Origin of the sequence: Streptomyces sp. AcH 505 (genome assembly GCF_000818175.1) — a bacterium.
Taxonomy (GTDB): Bacteria; Actinomycetota; Actinomycetes; order Streptomycetales; family Streptomycetaceae; genus Streptomyces.
Map to the genome: position 1 here is coordinate 3,228,721 of NZ_JTIY01000001.1, position 12,861 is coordinate 3,241,581.

The following is a 12,861-nucleotide window of genomic DNA, read 5'->3' on the forward strand; positions in this document are numbered from 1 at the left end:
ATCCGGTGATCCGGTGACGTGTCACTCGGCTGATCCTGTGATGTCACTCGGCCTTGATCGCCGTCAGTATGTTCAGCCGGGCGGCGCTGCGGGCCGGCCACATCGCGGCCAGCACCCCCACCAGCGCGGCCAGCACCAGGAAGATCCCGATCCGGTCCCAGGGCAGGACCAGCGCGTAGCCCGGCACCGAACTCTTGATCGTCTGGCCGATCGCCCAGGCCAGGAAGGTCCCGAGCGCCACACCGACCACCGCGCCGAACACCGAGATCACCACGGCTTCGAGACGGATCATCCGCTTCGTCCTGCGCCGGTCCAGGCCGATGGCGCGCAGCATCCCGATCTCCTGCTGCCGCTCGAAGACCGACATCGCCAGGGTGTTGATCACGCCGAGCACCGCGATGAGCAGGGCCATCGCCAGCAGCCCGTACATGATGTTCAGGGCCGTGTTGATCAGACCCCCGAAGCTGTTCCTGATGTCCTGCCGGTCCATGACGCTGATCGCCGGGTTGTCGCCGAGCGCGTCCACCAGCGCCTGTTCGTGCGCCGCGCTCGCGCCGCCCTCGCTCTTGATCCAGACCTCGCGGATGTCCGGGGTCTTCTCGTGCGGGGCGAGCAGTTCGCCCGACATCAGCAGCGGCGAGAGGAACTCGTTGTTCTTGAATGTCGCGCCGACCTTCAGCCTGGCCGAAGCGCCGTCGTCGTACCGCACCGGCACGATGTCGCCGACCTTCCAGCCGTTGGACTTCGCGGTCTTCGTGGCCACCGCGATCTGTCCGTCGCCGAGCGTGTCCAGCGAGCCGTTGACTGAGGTCAGGTTGAAGACCTTGGTGATGTCACCGGGGGTGACCCCGGAGACCGAGTGGTCCTTGCCCTTGACCGACACGTCGGCGGCCTGCTGCGGCGACACGGCCTCGATGCCCGGCGCCTTGCGCAGCGCGGTCACCGCCGAGCTGTCCAGCGCGTCGCCGCTCGCCATCGTCACCATGTAGTCGGCGCTGATGTTGTCGGTGGTCATCTTGTCCACGGCCTGGCCCAGGGTCACCCCGAGCACGGTGAGCCCGGTGACCAGGGTGAGCCCGATGGCCAGCGCGGAAGCGGTCGCTCCGGTACGCCGGGGGTTACGGACGGCGTTCTGGCTCGCCAGCTTCCCCGAGACTCCGGAGACCCGCCGCAGGAACGGCCGTACGAGCGCGATGAAGGGGCGCGAGAGCAGCGGGATCAGCACGATGATCCCGATCAGCGTCAGGAAGGCGCCGAGCCCGATCAGGGCCCTGCCGTCACTTCCGGCGGCGGCCCCGGCCATCACCGCGGCACCGCCGAGCAGCGTCAGCACCGCGCCGAAGGAGTTGCGCACGACGAGGGACTTGGTGGTGGCGACACCGTGCACGCTGCTCATGGCGGCGACCGGCGGGATCTTCGCCGCACGCCTGGCCGGCAGCCAGGCGGCGAGGAGGGTGATCAGCACCCCTACCCCGAAGGCGGCCAGGACCGAGTACGGCGAGACCACCAGCGGACCGGCCGGCACCTTCGCACCGGTGGCACCCATCGCGCCGCGCAGCCCGACCGCCATCGCGACGCCGAGGCCGAAGCCGATGACCGAGGCGACCACGCCGACCACGCCGGCCTCGGCGAGCACCGAGCGCTTGACCTGCTTGCGGGAGGCGCCGACGGCGCGCAGCAGCGCCAGTTCCTTGGTGCGCTGGGCGACCAGCATGGTGAAGGTGTTGGAGATCAGGAAGATCCCGACGAACAGGGCGATACCGGCGAAGGCCAGCAGCATCGTGTTGAGCCCGGAGAGGCCGCTCTTGATGTCGGCCGCCTGGTCGTCGGCGAGCTGGGTGCCGGTCTGGGCGTCGGCACCGTCCCGCAGGACCGCTTTGACCTCGGAGAGGATCCGCGTGTCGGAGGCGCCGGGCGCCGCGACGACCGTCAGGTCCGTGAAGTGGCCCGGCGTCAGGTAGAGCCGCTGCGCGGTGTCCGTGTCGAAGAGGACGAGGCTGCCGCCGGCGCTGACCGCGCCGTCCTCGGTGTCGAAGATCCCGGAGAGGGCGTACTCCTTCACCGGGCCGTTGGTCGCGACCCGCACCCGGTCACCGACCTGGTACTCGCCCTTGTCGGCGGTCGCCTTGTCGAGAGCGATCTGGCCGCCCTTGGCGGGGCCGCCGCCGTCGGTGAAGTCGTACGACGGGTCCTTGCCGTTCTTGTCGGGTGCGAAGTTGGCCCCGGTGTTGGACCAGCCGTTGCCGATGAGCTTGCCGTCCTTGTCGGCGACCCCGGCGAAGCCGTCGACCCGGCCTGTGACGGTGGTGACACCGCCTGCCGCCTCGATCTTCTCGACGGTCCGGGTGTCGATGCCCGCGTCGTCGTTCGAGGAGACGGCGACGGAGACGTCCTTGTAGCTCTTCGACGTCTGGTTCTGGAAGGCGCGGCCGAGGGTGTCGGTGAAGACGAGGGTGCCGGAGACGAAGGCCACGCCGAGCATCACGGCGAGCACCGTCATCAGCAGCCTGGCCTTGTGCGCGAGCACGGTGCGCAGGGCGGTACGGAGCATGAGGGGTTCCCGAGGTCAAGTAGAAGAGGGCGAGGGGACGGTGACGGAACGTCAGCTCGTACGGCCCTTGGCGTCGAACGCCTTCATCCGGTCCAGCACCCCGTCGGCGCCGGGGGCGAGCATGTCGTCGACGACCCGGCCGTCGGCGAGGAAGATCACCCGGTCCGCGTAGGCGGCGGCGCTCGCGTCGTGCGTCACCATGACCACGGTCTGGCCCAGCTCACGCACGGAGTTGCGGAGGAAGCCGAGGACCTCGGCGCCGGAGCGCGAGTCCAGGTTCCCGGTCGGCTCGTCACCGAAGATGATCTCCGGCTGGGACGCCAGCGCGCGGGCGACGGCGACCCGCTGCTGCTGACCGCCGGAGAGCTGGGTGGGCCGGTGGCTCAGCCGGTCGGAGAGACCGATCATGGCGATGACCTGATCCAGCCACTGCCGGTCGGGCTTGCGGCCAGCGATGTCCATGGGGAGGGTGATGTTCTCCAGGGCGGTCAGCGTCGGCAGCAGGTTGAACGCCTGGAAGATGAAGCCGATCTTGTCCCGGCGCAACTGCGTGAGCTGCTTGTCCTTGAGCGACCCCAGCTCGGTGTCGCCGAGCTGTACGGATCCGCTGCTGAAGCTGTCCAGGCCGGCGACGCAGTGCATCAGCGTCGACTTGCCCGATCCTGAGGGGCCCATGATCGCGGTGAACTCCCCCTGGCGGAAGTCCACACTGACCCGGTCGAGCGCCACCACCTGGGTCTCGCCGGTGCCGTAGACCTTCGAGAGGTCGGTGGCACGCGCGGCGACGGCGACGGTGCGGTGGGCGAGCGGCATGGTGGTCACGGGAAACGCTCCTGAGGTGGGGGCTGCGCTGGCCATCTCATCGTCGCGTCGCCCGGCTCGCGGATCGTCACCCACGATGCCCGTTCCGGTGGCCATCTTTCGTCTGATGCCGGAGCCGCCGGCCTCCTCCTCCGGTATGACACGGGCCGACCGACGCCTTGACGGGTCGGTTCTGGCCAAGACTGCACGCAAGTTCGAGCGCGCTCCCGCTCAGAGGTCACGCCTTCGGCGCCCCCCGGGCGCCCCCCTTCCGCACCCTGTTCCACCGTCGTCCGGCGCGCCCCCGCAAATCACGACAACGACGCGCGTCAACAGCCGGGCAACGACAAGGAGTGATGCGCTTTGCGTAACCGCACGGCGACTTTTCGTCATTCCCGTACCGCCCGGTACGGGATCATCTGCCGCCTGTGGCATGTGCCGATGGCTAGTTCCAGGGGCTGACACACCCTCAGACGTCAATAAAATAAGACAAGATCGGGTTACCGCCCCGCAGTTCGGCCGCGGCATCCCGATAGGCTCGTGTGCCAACGCGGACACGCGCCACGCCCGGGTGGTGGAATGCAGACACGACGAGCTTAAACCTCGTTGCCCCTCGCGGGCGTGCCGGTTCAAGTCCGGCTCCGGGCACCTCGCTGGCCAAGACCCTGAGCTGCAAGGACGCCACACAACACCCCGCACGGTGGGCGCCCGCGGCCCCGCCGGGGCCCCACGCGGTTGACGTCACACCGCAGCCGCTTTCGCGGGCACGGAAGAACCACCGGGGAAAGATCGTCGACGCGGCGCCGAATTGCCCGCCGACAGAAGTCGAAGCGACGAATGCCCCCACCGGATGTCGCCATTCAAGCCCGACACCCGCCCCGCCCGCCCGCCCGAGCGTCGATAGCGTGCGGCCATGACCGATCACGCGGAGCTGCCGCTGCTCTTCCTGGACGTGGACGGCACGCTCCTGCCCTACGGCGGCGCCCGGCTTCCGGCGGCGCTCGACGAGTGGGACGCATGGCAGCACGTGTCGAACCCCCAACTGGCCAAGATCGACCTCGCACACGGGCCACGACTGCTGGCGTTGCCCTGTGCGCTGGTGTGGGCCACCGCGTGGATGGGTGACGCCAACGAGGTGATCGCGCCGCTGCTCGGGCTGCCCGAACTGCCCGTGGCCGAGCTACCGGCCGCGCCGGAAGAGGACGCCCCGGACCTGCTGCACTGGAAGACCCGGGCACTCGTCCACCTCGCCGCCGGCCGCCCGTTCATCTGGGTCGACGACGAGATCGGCGATCTGGACCGGGCCTGGGTGACGAGACACCACCCGGGACCGGCGCTTCTCCACCGAGTGGATTCCCTGACCGGTCTCCTCGCCACCGACTTCGCCGTGCTCGGCGACTGGCTGCGCGACGGCCGCTGTGGTCGGAGATAGCTAGAGACCAGCGTCGAGGAAGTTGAGCGGGTCGCCGAGCCACAGACGCTGGCCGTCGGGCGTCACCGTCAATCCGAAGTCGGTGGCTTGCGGTCGGCCGAGGGCGACGAACGCGTTGTACGCGGCTTCGGCTTCTCGCCACAGGTCTCGGGGGCCGTACTGCCAGGCGTCCTCCCCGGACGCGGCGACCGCCGCCGACCCGGACGGGTCGTGGAGCCATACCTGCGTGTGGTCGCCGTCTTGGGCGGCGACCATGGTGACGCCCGGCATCCGGGCGCCGGCATAGAGGGCGTACCCCAGGGTCAGCAGGTGCCTCGGGTCGAGATCGCTGTCGACTGCGCGGGCCGTGCTCTCGTCGGGCGCGGTGGCGGCGGTTGGCCGGTGGGACCTCATCGGCATGTAGGAGGCGCCACCGCGGACGGGACCCGAGGCGGTGCCGTGCGCGTGCACGGTGAGCTGGACCAGGACCCCGCTCCAGAAGGGCCGGTGCAGCGGGGTCACGACGGTCCCGCCGGGCCGCACCTGCCGTATCAGAGCGGCCGGTACGTTCCGCAGGGCGCACGTGCAGATCAGGGCGTCGTACGGTGCCCCTGCGGGCCATCCCTGCTCGCCGTCGGCGACCACGAGTGTCGGCTCGTATCCGAGTGCGCGGCAGTTTTCCCGGGCCTGGCGGGACAGTTCCGGGTCGATCTCGACGCTGACCACGTTGCGGTCACCGAGCCGTTCGGACAGCAGGGCCGCGACGTGTCCGGTCGCCGTGCCGATCTCCAGGACCCGGTCGCCGTCGTGGACGTCGAGGAGGCCGAGCATCCGAGCCACCATCGACGGCATCGAGTTGGACGAGGTGGCGATGCCGGGTCCGCCGGGTTCTCCGTCGTCGAGTTGGGTGATGACGGGCTCGTCGCTGTGGATGAGGGGTGTGCGGTCGGCGTCCGCGACCGCCTCACAGCGGTCGGGGAGCTGCCGCCAGATCTTCGGCGGGATGAACGCAACGCGGGGGACCCGGTTCCATGCTTGGCGCCACCGTGGAGAGAGGAGCCCGCGGCTGTCGAGTTGCCGTACGAGGTCGACGTCCTCGGCTGCATTCGGCACGTCAGTCTCCGATGTACGTGCCGCCGCTGCCGTCCGGGGACGGCGGGGTGGGTGGCGGTGTCCAGGGCTTGATGGGTGCGGGATCTCCTTTGTGCTTGCCTGACATGGTTGTCTCCCATTCTGCGTGGCTGGTCCCGGTCGGCTGGTCGTGTCCTGGCCCGCTGCCGTCTGCGCAGACCGCCCACACGAGCTTGCCGACGCCCGCGCGGGCGCTCACTCCCCAGCGGCCGGCGGCGAGGGCGTCCACGAGCGTCAGGCCGCGTCCGGAGTCGTCGTCGGCGGACGGTTCGCGGCGTTCGGGTTTGGTCTCGTTGGCGTCGTGGACCTCGATGCGTACGGCGTCGGTCAGACGCTCGTAGCGCGTCTCGATCAGACGCCCCCCGGGGATACGCGCGTGCCGCACGCTGTTGGTCAGCAGCTCGGAGAGAACCAGCTCGGCGGAGTCGGCGAGGTGGGTCAGGTCCCAGGCGGTCAGGTGCTGGAGCAGCAAGTGCCGTGCCTTGCCGACCGATCGGGGGCTGTTCGGCCAGCGCTTTACCACCAGGGCGGGGCGGTCTTCGCCGGGGGGTAATGGGGCGGTGGCTGTCCCGCTCGGGTGGAGGTGCGGCTGACGTGGTCTCATGTCGGTCACGCTACGAATCCGCCCGGTCACATCCCAGTGGCAGGCGGTACCACTTCCTGGATCAGGTAGGACGCCAAGTCCTACCGCATGAGGCCGAGTCGGTCGGCCAGTCCCAGTACGACCGTGTCCCGGCGGGACGCGCGCCCCCGTAGCTCCTCGACCAGGCGGCGCGAAGTGGAGTGGTAGCGCATCCACTCGGGTGCGTCCTGTTCGGCCCGTAGCAACGCGCGGGCGGACGCGCGGTCTTGGCCGAGGTCGCTGTGGGCGAGAGCCCGGTCGACGTGGAAGCGCGCCCGCCAGGTGGGCGGCAGTGAACCGAGATCGGGGATGGTGCGGGCCGCTCTGACGGCCTCCTCGGCCTTCTCCATCTCGACAAGGAAGTTGACCCTGGCGATGCCCGCGTTCGTCGGCCCGAACGGTGTGGTGCCGACGAGGACGTCCTCGCCCATGCTCTCCGCCGCGCCCTTCGCGAGACGCAGCAGGTCCGTCACGGCGTCGTGCTTCTCCTGCCGTACCGCAGCCGTCGCGGCACGCAGCAACAAGACACCCCACAGCGCCAGATCGGTCTGCGACGACCGGAACCCGGGCTCGATCTTCTCGGCACGGGCGAGCGCGACCCGCTCGGCGTCGGCCAGCCGCCCCTGCTTCGTGAAGACCCACGACAGGGTCGAAGCGGCGAGGGTTTCCAGCGACGGGTCGTCGCAGTGGCGGATCGCCGCGAGGGAACGCTCCATCGCGGTGAACGCGGCGTCCTCTTTACCGAGGGCTGTGAGGGTGGTCGCCGCGACCTGGTAGGCGACGGCCAGAACCGAGTTGGCCACCGCGGCGTCGGCGCCCGTGTACGCGTGCGCCGCCGCGCGGGCATCCCGGATGAGCTGCGGCAGCAGTGCGCCGATCTCGCCCATGCGGCCCTCGCGGCGGATGCTTTCCGTCGACTCCAGGGCCAGCCGCAGTGCCTCGATGCTGGGCACGTCCTCGGGATCGGCGTCGCCGCCCAGCAGATCGGCGACCGGGGACACGGCCTCCCGGAGAGCCAGGACGGACGGCAGGCCGTCGTCCGGCCCGTCGTTGGTCTCGAAGGTGCCGGGCTGGCCCACGAGATAGCTCGGCTCGGTGTCCAGCGCACCCGCGAGGGCGTTGATGCTGGTCAGCCGAGCTGTCTTCCGCCGGCCCTGCTCCAGCTTGCGAATGACATCGACGGACAGGTCCGCCCGCTCGGCCAGCTCTTCCTGCGTCAGGCCGCGCCGCCGGCGCAGCTCCGCGATGCGGTCGCCCATGCCCGACTCGTTCGTGATGCCCACCGCCACCCCCGCCAGAAGGTTGTCGGTCAACGGTACTGCGGGCCGGTGCGGTCTCTCCGGTGAAGTGACCTGCTCACTCCGGCGCGGTGTTCGTCGCCACCCAGCTGAGGCACTTCTCCGAGCCGTTCACGATCGGGACTGCGCTCACCTCCGGGCTGTCCCACGGGTGATGCTCCAACAGGTGTGCTTCGAGGGCCGGGTAGCGGTCCGCGCGCGTTTTCATGAGGAGGTGCCACTCCTCGCCCGTGCCGAACTCCCCGGCGTGCCAGAACACCGAGGTGACAGGGCCGATGATCTGCGCCCCTGCCGCCAGGTGCTGCCGCACCACGGACTGGGCGAGTTGGACGGCCTGTTCGCGGGTCTCGGTGGCTGTGGACACCTGCACGAGGTCAGTCATGACGGGACTTTATCCACCAGGCCACGCCCGAAGGCCGGCCCCGGGCGACCTCGTCGTGTCCTCCCGCGCCGTACCCCGCCATTGGCTGAACTTCGCCCTCCTGTATATTCCCGTGGCGTCACCAAGTACCGGTGATACGGGGCGAGTCCGGGGAATCCTTCACTGACCGGGAGGGTGGGCTCGCATTGACTTCGGGGGTTTTGCGCTATGCGTGTCCGTATATTCCTGCCTGCCGCTGTGGCATTGGCGGCGGGGTCCATGCTTCTCGTCGGCTGTGGTCCCGAGGACGACGATTCGGGTGCTGCCGAGCAGACTTCCTCGGCTCCTGTCTCCTCGCCGAGTGACGACAGCGCCGGGGCCGAGAGCCCGGCGGCTTCCGCTTCGGCCGCTGGTGGCGGCGGTGCCGCGGCCGGTGATCCTGTCGCGGTGAACAAGTCGTTCACCGATGACGTCATGGGCGAAAAGGCCACCGTCATCAAGTATGTGAGCGGGTATCAGCCGTCCGCCGCGGCGAAAAGCAAGTACTCGGCGCTGGCCGACGAGCAGGTCGTCCTGGTCAACGTGAAAGTGACGGCGAGTGCGAAGTACTACGACTCGTTCGGAGCCGATTCCTTCTATTTGACGGATACGCCCAACGGGATCGACCAGGCGAGCACGTCGATCCTTGAGGACGAACTCAAGAAGGCCGGATATCCGCCACTCGACGACGCCGAGACGGGGAAGACCACGACCGGCTGGGTCGCGTTCACGCCGGGTACGGAGCTGGACCACTTCGTCCTGCGGTACAAGCGCCTCGCCGCCACTACGTCGGACGGCAAGGACATCCCCGCGAAGAACTTCGACACACCGCTGGGCTGACGGCCGGCGGGAGCGGTGGCTCGTCCGGGGCGGTGGCTCGTCGGGGCGGGGCCCGTCGGGTCCCCGCCCCGGGCGGAACGTGACCGGAATCCGCGGGGAACACCGGGGGAACACCGTACGAACACGGGTGCCTCGCTTCGAAGACCCGCGCGGGTCATTGGTAGCGTCAGACAGGTCCCGCCGACCGGTGTGGTGCGCGCCCCCGAATCGAGAGAGTGGCATGGCCCCGACGATCCGCAGAGCAGTCATCCCCGCGGCCGGCCTCGGCTCCCGCCTCCTCCCGCTGACGAAGTCGACGCCGAAAGAGATGCTTCCGGTCGGCGACAAGCCCGTCATCGAGCACACCGTCAGGGAGCTGGTGGCCTCCGGCATCACCGACATCACCATCGTCGTCTCCGGCGGCAAGGGCCTCATCCAGGACCACTTCCGGCCCAACCCCGGCCTCGTCACGCAGCTGCGCGCCGACGGCAAGGACGCCTACGCGGACGCCGTCGAGGAGGTCGGTGAGCTGTCCAGGCTCGGGCACATCACCTACCTCGACCAGCACGGCCCGTACGGCAACGGCACCCCGGTGCTCAACGCCGCCCGTAACTTCGGCGACGAGCCGATGCTGGTGCTCTGGCCCGACGACGTGTTCGTCGCCGACGTACCCCGCGCACAGCAGCTCATCCGGGCGTTCGAGGCGACGAACTGCCCCGTGCTCGCCCTGATGCCGATGGACCCCGCCGACTCGCAGCGCTACGGCGTGCCCGTCGTCAAGGAGGACCTCGACGACGGGCTGCTGCGGATCACCGGCCTCGTCGAGAAGCCGAAACCGCAGGACGCGCCGTCGGCGTTCGCCGCCATCGGCGGCTACGTCATCACGCCCGGCATCATCGACGAGCTGCGCGAACAGACCAAGCGCTGGAAGGAACACCGCACCGGCGAGATCTACCTGACCGACGCCATCAACGCGTACGCGGGCAGCCGCGCCGTGTACGGCCAGGTCATCCAGGGCCGTTGGTACGACACCGGCAACCCGCTCGCGTATCTCACCGCCCAGTTCGCCGCCGCGCTCGCCGACCCCGAGTACGGCCCGCATCTGCGCCGGCTGGCCCAGGAGCTCGACCACCCGCAGGCGTAGGACGCAGGCGTAGCACGCCGCGGGTGGCCCGCCGTTACTTCTCCGCCCAGGCGCGCAGCGCCGCCTTGTCGGCGAACGCGCCGCGGTTCGTGTCCAGCGGCTCGTCCGTGTACTGGTGGAAGAGCCACTTGGCCTGGATGCGCGGCTTGCCCGCCGTCACATAGTCGGCGATCCACAGCGCGTCGCCGGCCTGGCTCGTCGTGTCGCGGTTCAGCCAGTAGTCGCGGTTGCAGTACAACCCGACGCGATGGGTCGAGCCGCGCAGCCGTTTCACCTCCGCCAGGAACTGGTCCTTCGCGGAGTTCGAGACGTCCGGATCCTCCCAGTCGGCGAACAGCGGATCGCCCTGCACGGAAGCGGCCTGCTCGACGAAGTACGCGGCTTGCGCCTTCACGTTGCCGGACCGCAGGAAGTGGTAGAAACCGACCACGCAGCCCGCTTTGCGGGCGTGCGCGGCTTGCGCTGTCATCTTCGGGTTCGTGTACGTCGTGCCTTCGGTGGCCTTGACGAACACGAAGGCGAGCCCCGCCGTGCTGAAGGTCGAGGTCTGGTACGACGCGACGTCCACGCCTTTGACTGTCATCTGAGGGTGCCTCCAGAGGGATGCAGTAGTCCCGCTCTCCGGTTGCCCGCGTCAGTCCCTGTCTACGCCTGTGACCCGTGTCGCACAGGTGTCGTAAGCGGTATGCGCGGGGAACAGGAGGGACACACGAGGGACGGCGACGTCACGATCTCGGAAAGATCCTCCCCGAGCACTAGGGCGTCCGCTTTGCTCTCGCATTACTCTTGTGCCAAGGCCGCGCAAGGTGGCCATGAAGGAGTGAGATGAGGAGCAGCAACCCGGTCTTCTCGCGACGGGGCTTCAGCCGCGACAACGGCTATGCGGGCTTCAATGCGGCGCCGCAGGCCGGGGGCCAAGCCGTAGGGGCCAACCCGTACGCCACGAACCCTTACGCCCCGCAGCAGGGCGCCCAGGTCGGTGACCCGCAGGCGCCGCCGCGCTCGGGTGCCATGACGATCGACGACGTGGTGGCGCGTACCGCCATGACGCTCGGCACGGTCGCCCTGACGGCGGTCCTCTCGTGGGTCCTGATCCCCGTCGACAGCGGAAGCCTCGGCAAGTCGTACGGCATCGCCATCGGCGCCGCCCTGGTGGCGTTCGTCTTCGCGATGATCCAGTCGTTCAAGCGCAAGCCCGTCCCGGCGGTCATCCTTGCCTACGCGGCCTTCGAGGGCGTTTTCCTCGGAGTGATCAGCAACACGGTCTCCACGTACATCTCCCCGGGTGTGGTGGCCCAGGCCGTGCTCGGCACGCTGGCGGTCTTCGCCGGTGTGCTGATCGCCTACAAGATGCGCTGGATCCGCGTCACGCGCCGGTTCTACGGCTTCGTGATGGCGGCGGCCATGGGCTTCCTGCTGCTCATGGTGGTCAACCTGCTCTTCGCGGCCTTCGGCGGCGGTGACGGTCTCGGCTTCCGCAGCGGCGGTCTCGGCATCCTGTTCGGCATCATCGGCATCGTGCTCGGCGCGTGCTTCCTGGCGCTCGACTTCAAGCAGGTCGAGGACGGCGTCACGTACGGCGCTCCGCGCGAGGAGTCGTGGCTGGCGGCCTTCGGCCTGACGGTCACTCTGGTGTGGATCTACCTGGAGGCGCTGCGGCTGCTGTCGCTGCTCCAGGGCAACAATTGATGTAGTGCCGGACCCGAGGTATCGAGAGGGGCCCGTGGACGACACGTCCACGGGCCCCTTCTCGTTCGTCGGGAGTCCGGGAGTCCGGGAGTCCGGGAGTCCGGGAGTCCGGGAGTCCGGGAGTCCGGGAGTCCGGGAGTCCGGGAGTCCGGGGGTCCGGGGGTTGAGGCCAGGGTCAGCCGAAGCGGCGGGCGGCCCGGCGCAGGTCGTATTCGTGGACGATCGCCTTCGCGTGGCCGTAGGCGAGGTCGTGTTCGCTCCTCAGCCAGCTCACCTTCTCCTCGAAGCGGAAAAGGGCCGGTCCTTCGTCGACCGTGCGGAGCCAGTCGGACACTTCACGACCGGTGCAGTGCGGGATGCGCGAGAGCAGGTTGCGATGGGTCTCTTCGGAAAACACAAGGGACATCGGCGCCTCCGGATACGTTGCGCGTACTGGTGGTCCTGCACGCCACCGTGCCTGAGCGGCGGCCTGTTGGCAACAGTCCCGAAAGGGCGCGTAGGGTCGCGGCGTGCTCGATACCACGCCCCTGACGGCCGCAGTCGACCGATTCGCCGACCGGCTGCGGTCGGCCCCGCAGAGCAGGCTGCAGCGTGGCGCGGCGGCCGAGGCGCTCGCGCTGGCGAGGGAACTCGCCGTACGCGCCCAGCGTCTTGAGGCTCCCGGAACCGAGCCGCTGATCATGCCGGACGCGGGGGTCTTCGCGGTCGCCGACCAGGTCACCGTGGCTGCGGGCGATCTGGCCGAAGCACTGCGAACGGCCCCGTCCGTGGAGGAACTGGACGAGGCCGTGAGGCTGGTGGAGCGGACCGTGGTCAGAGCGAAGCTATGACCCGGTCGGCCAGGATGTAGACGTGCTCGCCGTCGTCGGCGCCGGTCGCAGCGGCCGACCCGTCCGCGCCGCACGCGAACGTGAGTGCGTACGCTCCCGAGACGCCCGAGCCGCCGAGCAGGTACGGCGCGGCGCCGCCGCGCAGGGCGTCGGCGAGCCGCTCGG

The 12,861-nt window shown here is 69.4% G+C and carries 13 protein-coding genes, 1 tRNA gene and 1 pseudogene; 6 read left to right on the top strand and 9 right to left on the bottom strand.

All coding sequences use genetic code 11. The features are described 5' to 3' along the window. Positions 1-43 precede the first annotated feature (43 nt). Positions 44-2,551 (bottom strand): FtsX-like permease family protein, encoded by a 2,508-nt coding sequence (locus tag HY68_RS14800; protein WP_041988944.1) that lies wholly within the window; start codon positions 2,549-2,551, stop codon positions 44-46. A 51-nt stretch (positions 2,552-2,602) separates the two neighbouring features. After that, complete coding sequence (locus tag HY68_RS14805; protein WP_041988945.1) at positions 2,603-3,373, bottom strand: ABC transporter ATP-binding protein; 771 nt, start codon at positions 3,371-3,373, stop codon at positions 2,603-2,605. Positions 3,374-3,917: 544 nt separating this feature from the next. Here HY68_RS14805 and HY68_RS14810 point away from each other — a divergent pair. Continuing rightward, a tRNA-Leu gene (locus HY68_RS14810) sits at positions 3,918-4,000 on the top strand. Between the two features lie 265 nt (positions 4,001-4,265). Then, positions 4,266-4,784, top strand: a complete 519-nt coding sequence (locus HY68_RS14815; RefSeq protein ID WP_041988946.1) for a hypothetical protein — start codon at positions 4,266-4,268, stop codon at positions 4,782-4,784. Here HY68_RS14815 and HY68_RS14820 read toward each other — a convergent pair whose 3' ends face one another. From HY68_RS14820 to cutA, 4 genes are all read right to left on the bottom strand, one after another. Continuing rightward, on the bottom strand, positions 4,785-5,876 hold the full coding sequence (locus HY68_RS14820; protein ID WP_041988947.1) for a methyltransferase domain-containing protein: 1,092 nt from the start codon (positions 5,874-5,876) through the stop codon (positions 4,785-4,787). Position 5,877: 1 nt separating this feature from the next. After that, positions 5,878-6,498: an ATP-binding protein gene (locus HY68_RS40085; RefSeq protein WP_078863933.1), complete on the bottom strand. Its 621-nt coding sequence runs from the start codon at positions 6,496-6,498 to the stop codon at positions 5,878-5,880. An 80-nt stretch (positions 6,499-6,578) separates the two neighbouring features. Next, a complete protein-coding gene (locus HY68_RS14830; protein ID WP_347560447.1) occupies positions 6,579-7,829 on the bottom strand; it encodes a helix-turn-helix domain-containing protein in 1,251 nt (416 codons plus the stop codon). Between the two features lie 43 nt (positions 7,830-7,872). Next, a complete protein-coding gene (gene cutA / locus HY68_RS14835; protein WP_198533271.1) occupies positions 7,873-8,196 on the bottom strand; it encodes a divalent-cation tolerance protein CutA in 324 nt (107 codons plus the stop codon). Between the two features lie 426 nt (positions 8,197-8,622). Here cutA and HY68_RS14840 point away from each other — a divergent pair, with 426 nt between their 5' ends. Then, on the top strand, positions 8,623-9,054 hold the full coding sequence (locus tag HY68_RS14840; protein ID WP_041988948.1) for a hypothetical protein: 432 nt from the start codon (positions 8,623-8,625) through the stop codon (positions 9,052-9,054). 220 nt (positions 9,055-9,274) lie between these two features. Then, the gene (locus HY68_RS14845) at positions 9,275-10,177 is read left to right on the top strand and encodes a UTP--glucose-1-phosphate uridylyltransferase (protein ID WP_041988950.1); all 903 of its coding nucleotides are present in this window, start codon (positions 9,275-9,277) and stop codon (positions 10,175-10,177) included. Between the two features lie 34 nt (positions 10,178-10,211). On the opposite strand, the gene HY68_RS14850 is transcribed toward HY68_RS14845, so the two are convergent. After that, entirely contained in the window at positions 10,212-10,760 is a 549-nt protein-coding gene (locus tag HY68_RS14850) for a glycoside hydrolase family 25 protein (protein WP_041988952.1), read from the bottom strand. 242 nt (positions 10,761-11,002) lie between these two features. Here HY68_RS14850 and HY68_RS14855 point away from each other — a divergent pair, with 242 nt between their 5' ends. Beyond that, complete coding sequence (locus HY68_RS14855; protein ID WP_041988953.1) at positions 11,003-11,866, top strand: Bax inhibitor-1/YccA family protein; 864 nt, start codon at positions 11,003-11,005, stop codon at positions 11,864-11,866. Positions 11,867-12,041: 175 nt separating this feature from the next. On the opposite strand, the gene HY68_RS14860 is transcribed toward HY68_RS14855, so the two are convergent. Next, entirely contained in the window at positions 12,042-12,272 is a 231-nt protein-coding gene (locus tag HY68_RS14860) for a DUF4287 domain-containing protein (protein ID WP_041988955.1), read from the bottom strand. 103 nt (positions 12,273-12,375) lie between these two features. Between HY68_RS14860 and HY68_RS14865 the strand changes: the two genes are divergently transcribed. After that, positions 12,376-12,696, top strand: a complete 321-nt coding sequence (locus tag HY68_RS14865) for a hypothetical protein (protein ID WP_041988957.1) — start codon at positions 12,376-12,378, stop codon at positions 12,694-12,696. On the opposite strand, the pseudogene HY68_RS45125 reads toward HY68_RS14865, so the two are convergent. Beyond that, a pseudogene (locus tag HY68_RS45125) lies at positions 12,680-12,861 on the bottom strand (hypothetical protein); the annotation flags it as partial. The gene HY68_RS14865 and the pseudogene HY68_RS45125 overlap by 17 nt on opposite strands.

Bases quoted from the DNA above. Each gene is read 5' to 3' on its own strand.
- HY68_RS14800 (WP_041988944.1), bottom strand. From the start codon at position 2,551: ATGCTCCGTACCGCCCTGCGCACCGTGCTCGCGCACAAGGCCAGGCTG.
- HY68_RS14815 (WP_041988946.1), top strand. From the start codon at position 4,266: ATGACCGATCACGCGGAGCTGCCGCTGCTCTTCCTGGACGTGGACGGC.
- HY68_RS40085 (WP_078863933.1), bottom strand. From the start codon at position 6,498: ATGAGACCACGTCAGCCGCACCTCCACCCGAGCGGGACAGCCACCGCC.
- cutA (WP_198533271.1), bottom strand. From the start codon at position 8,196: ATGACTGACCTCGTGCAGGTGTCCACAGCCACCGAGACCCGCGAACAG.
- HY68_RS14845 (WP_041988950.1), top strand. From the start codon at position 9,275: ATGGCCCCGACGATCCGCAGAGCAGTCATCCCCGCGGCCGGCCTCGGC.
- HY68_RS14850 (WP_041988952.1), bottom strand. From the start codon at position 10,760: ATGACAGTCAAAGGCGTGGACGTCGCGTCGTACCAGACCTCGACCTTC.
- HY68_RS14855 (WP_041988953.1), top strand. From the start codon at position 11,003: ATGAGGAGCAGCAACCCGGTCTTCTCGCGACGGGGCTTCAGCCGCGAC.
- HY68_RS14860 (WP_041988955.1), bottom strand. From the start codon at position 12,272: ATGTCCCTTGTGTTTTCCGAAGAGACCCATCGCAACCTGCTCTCGCGC.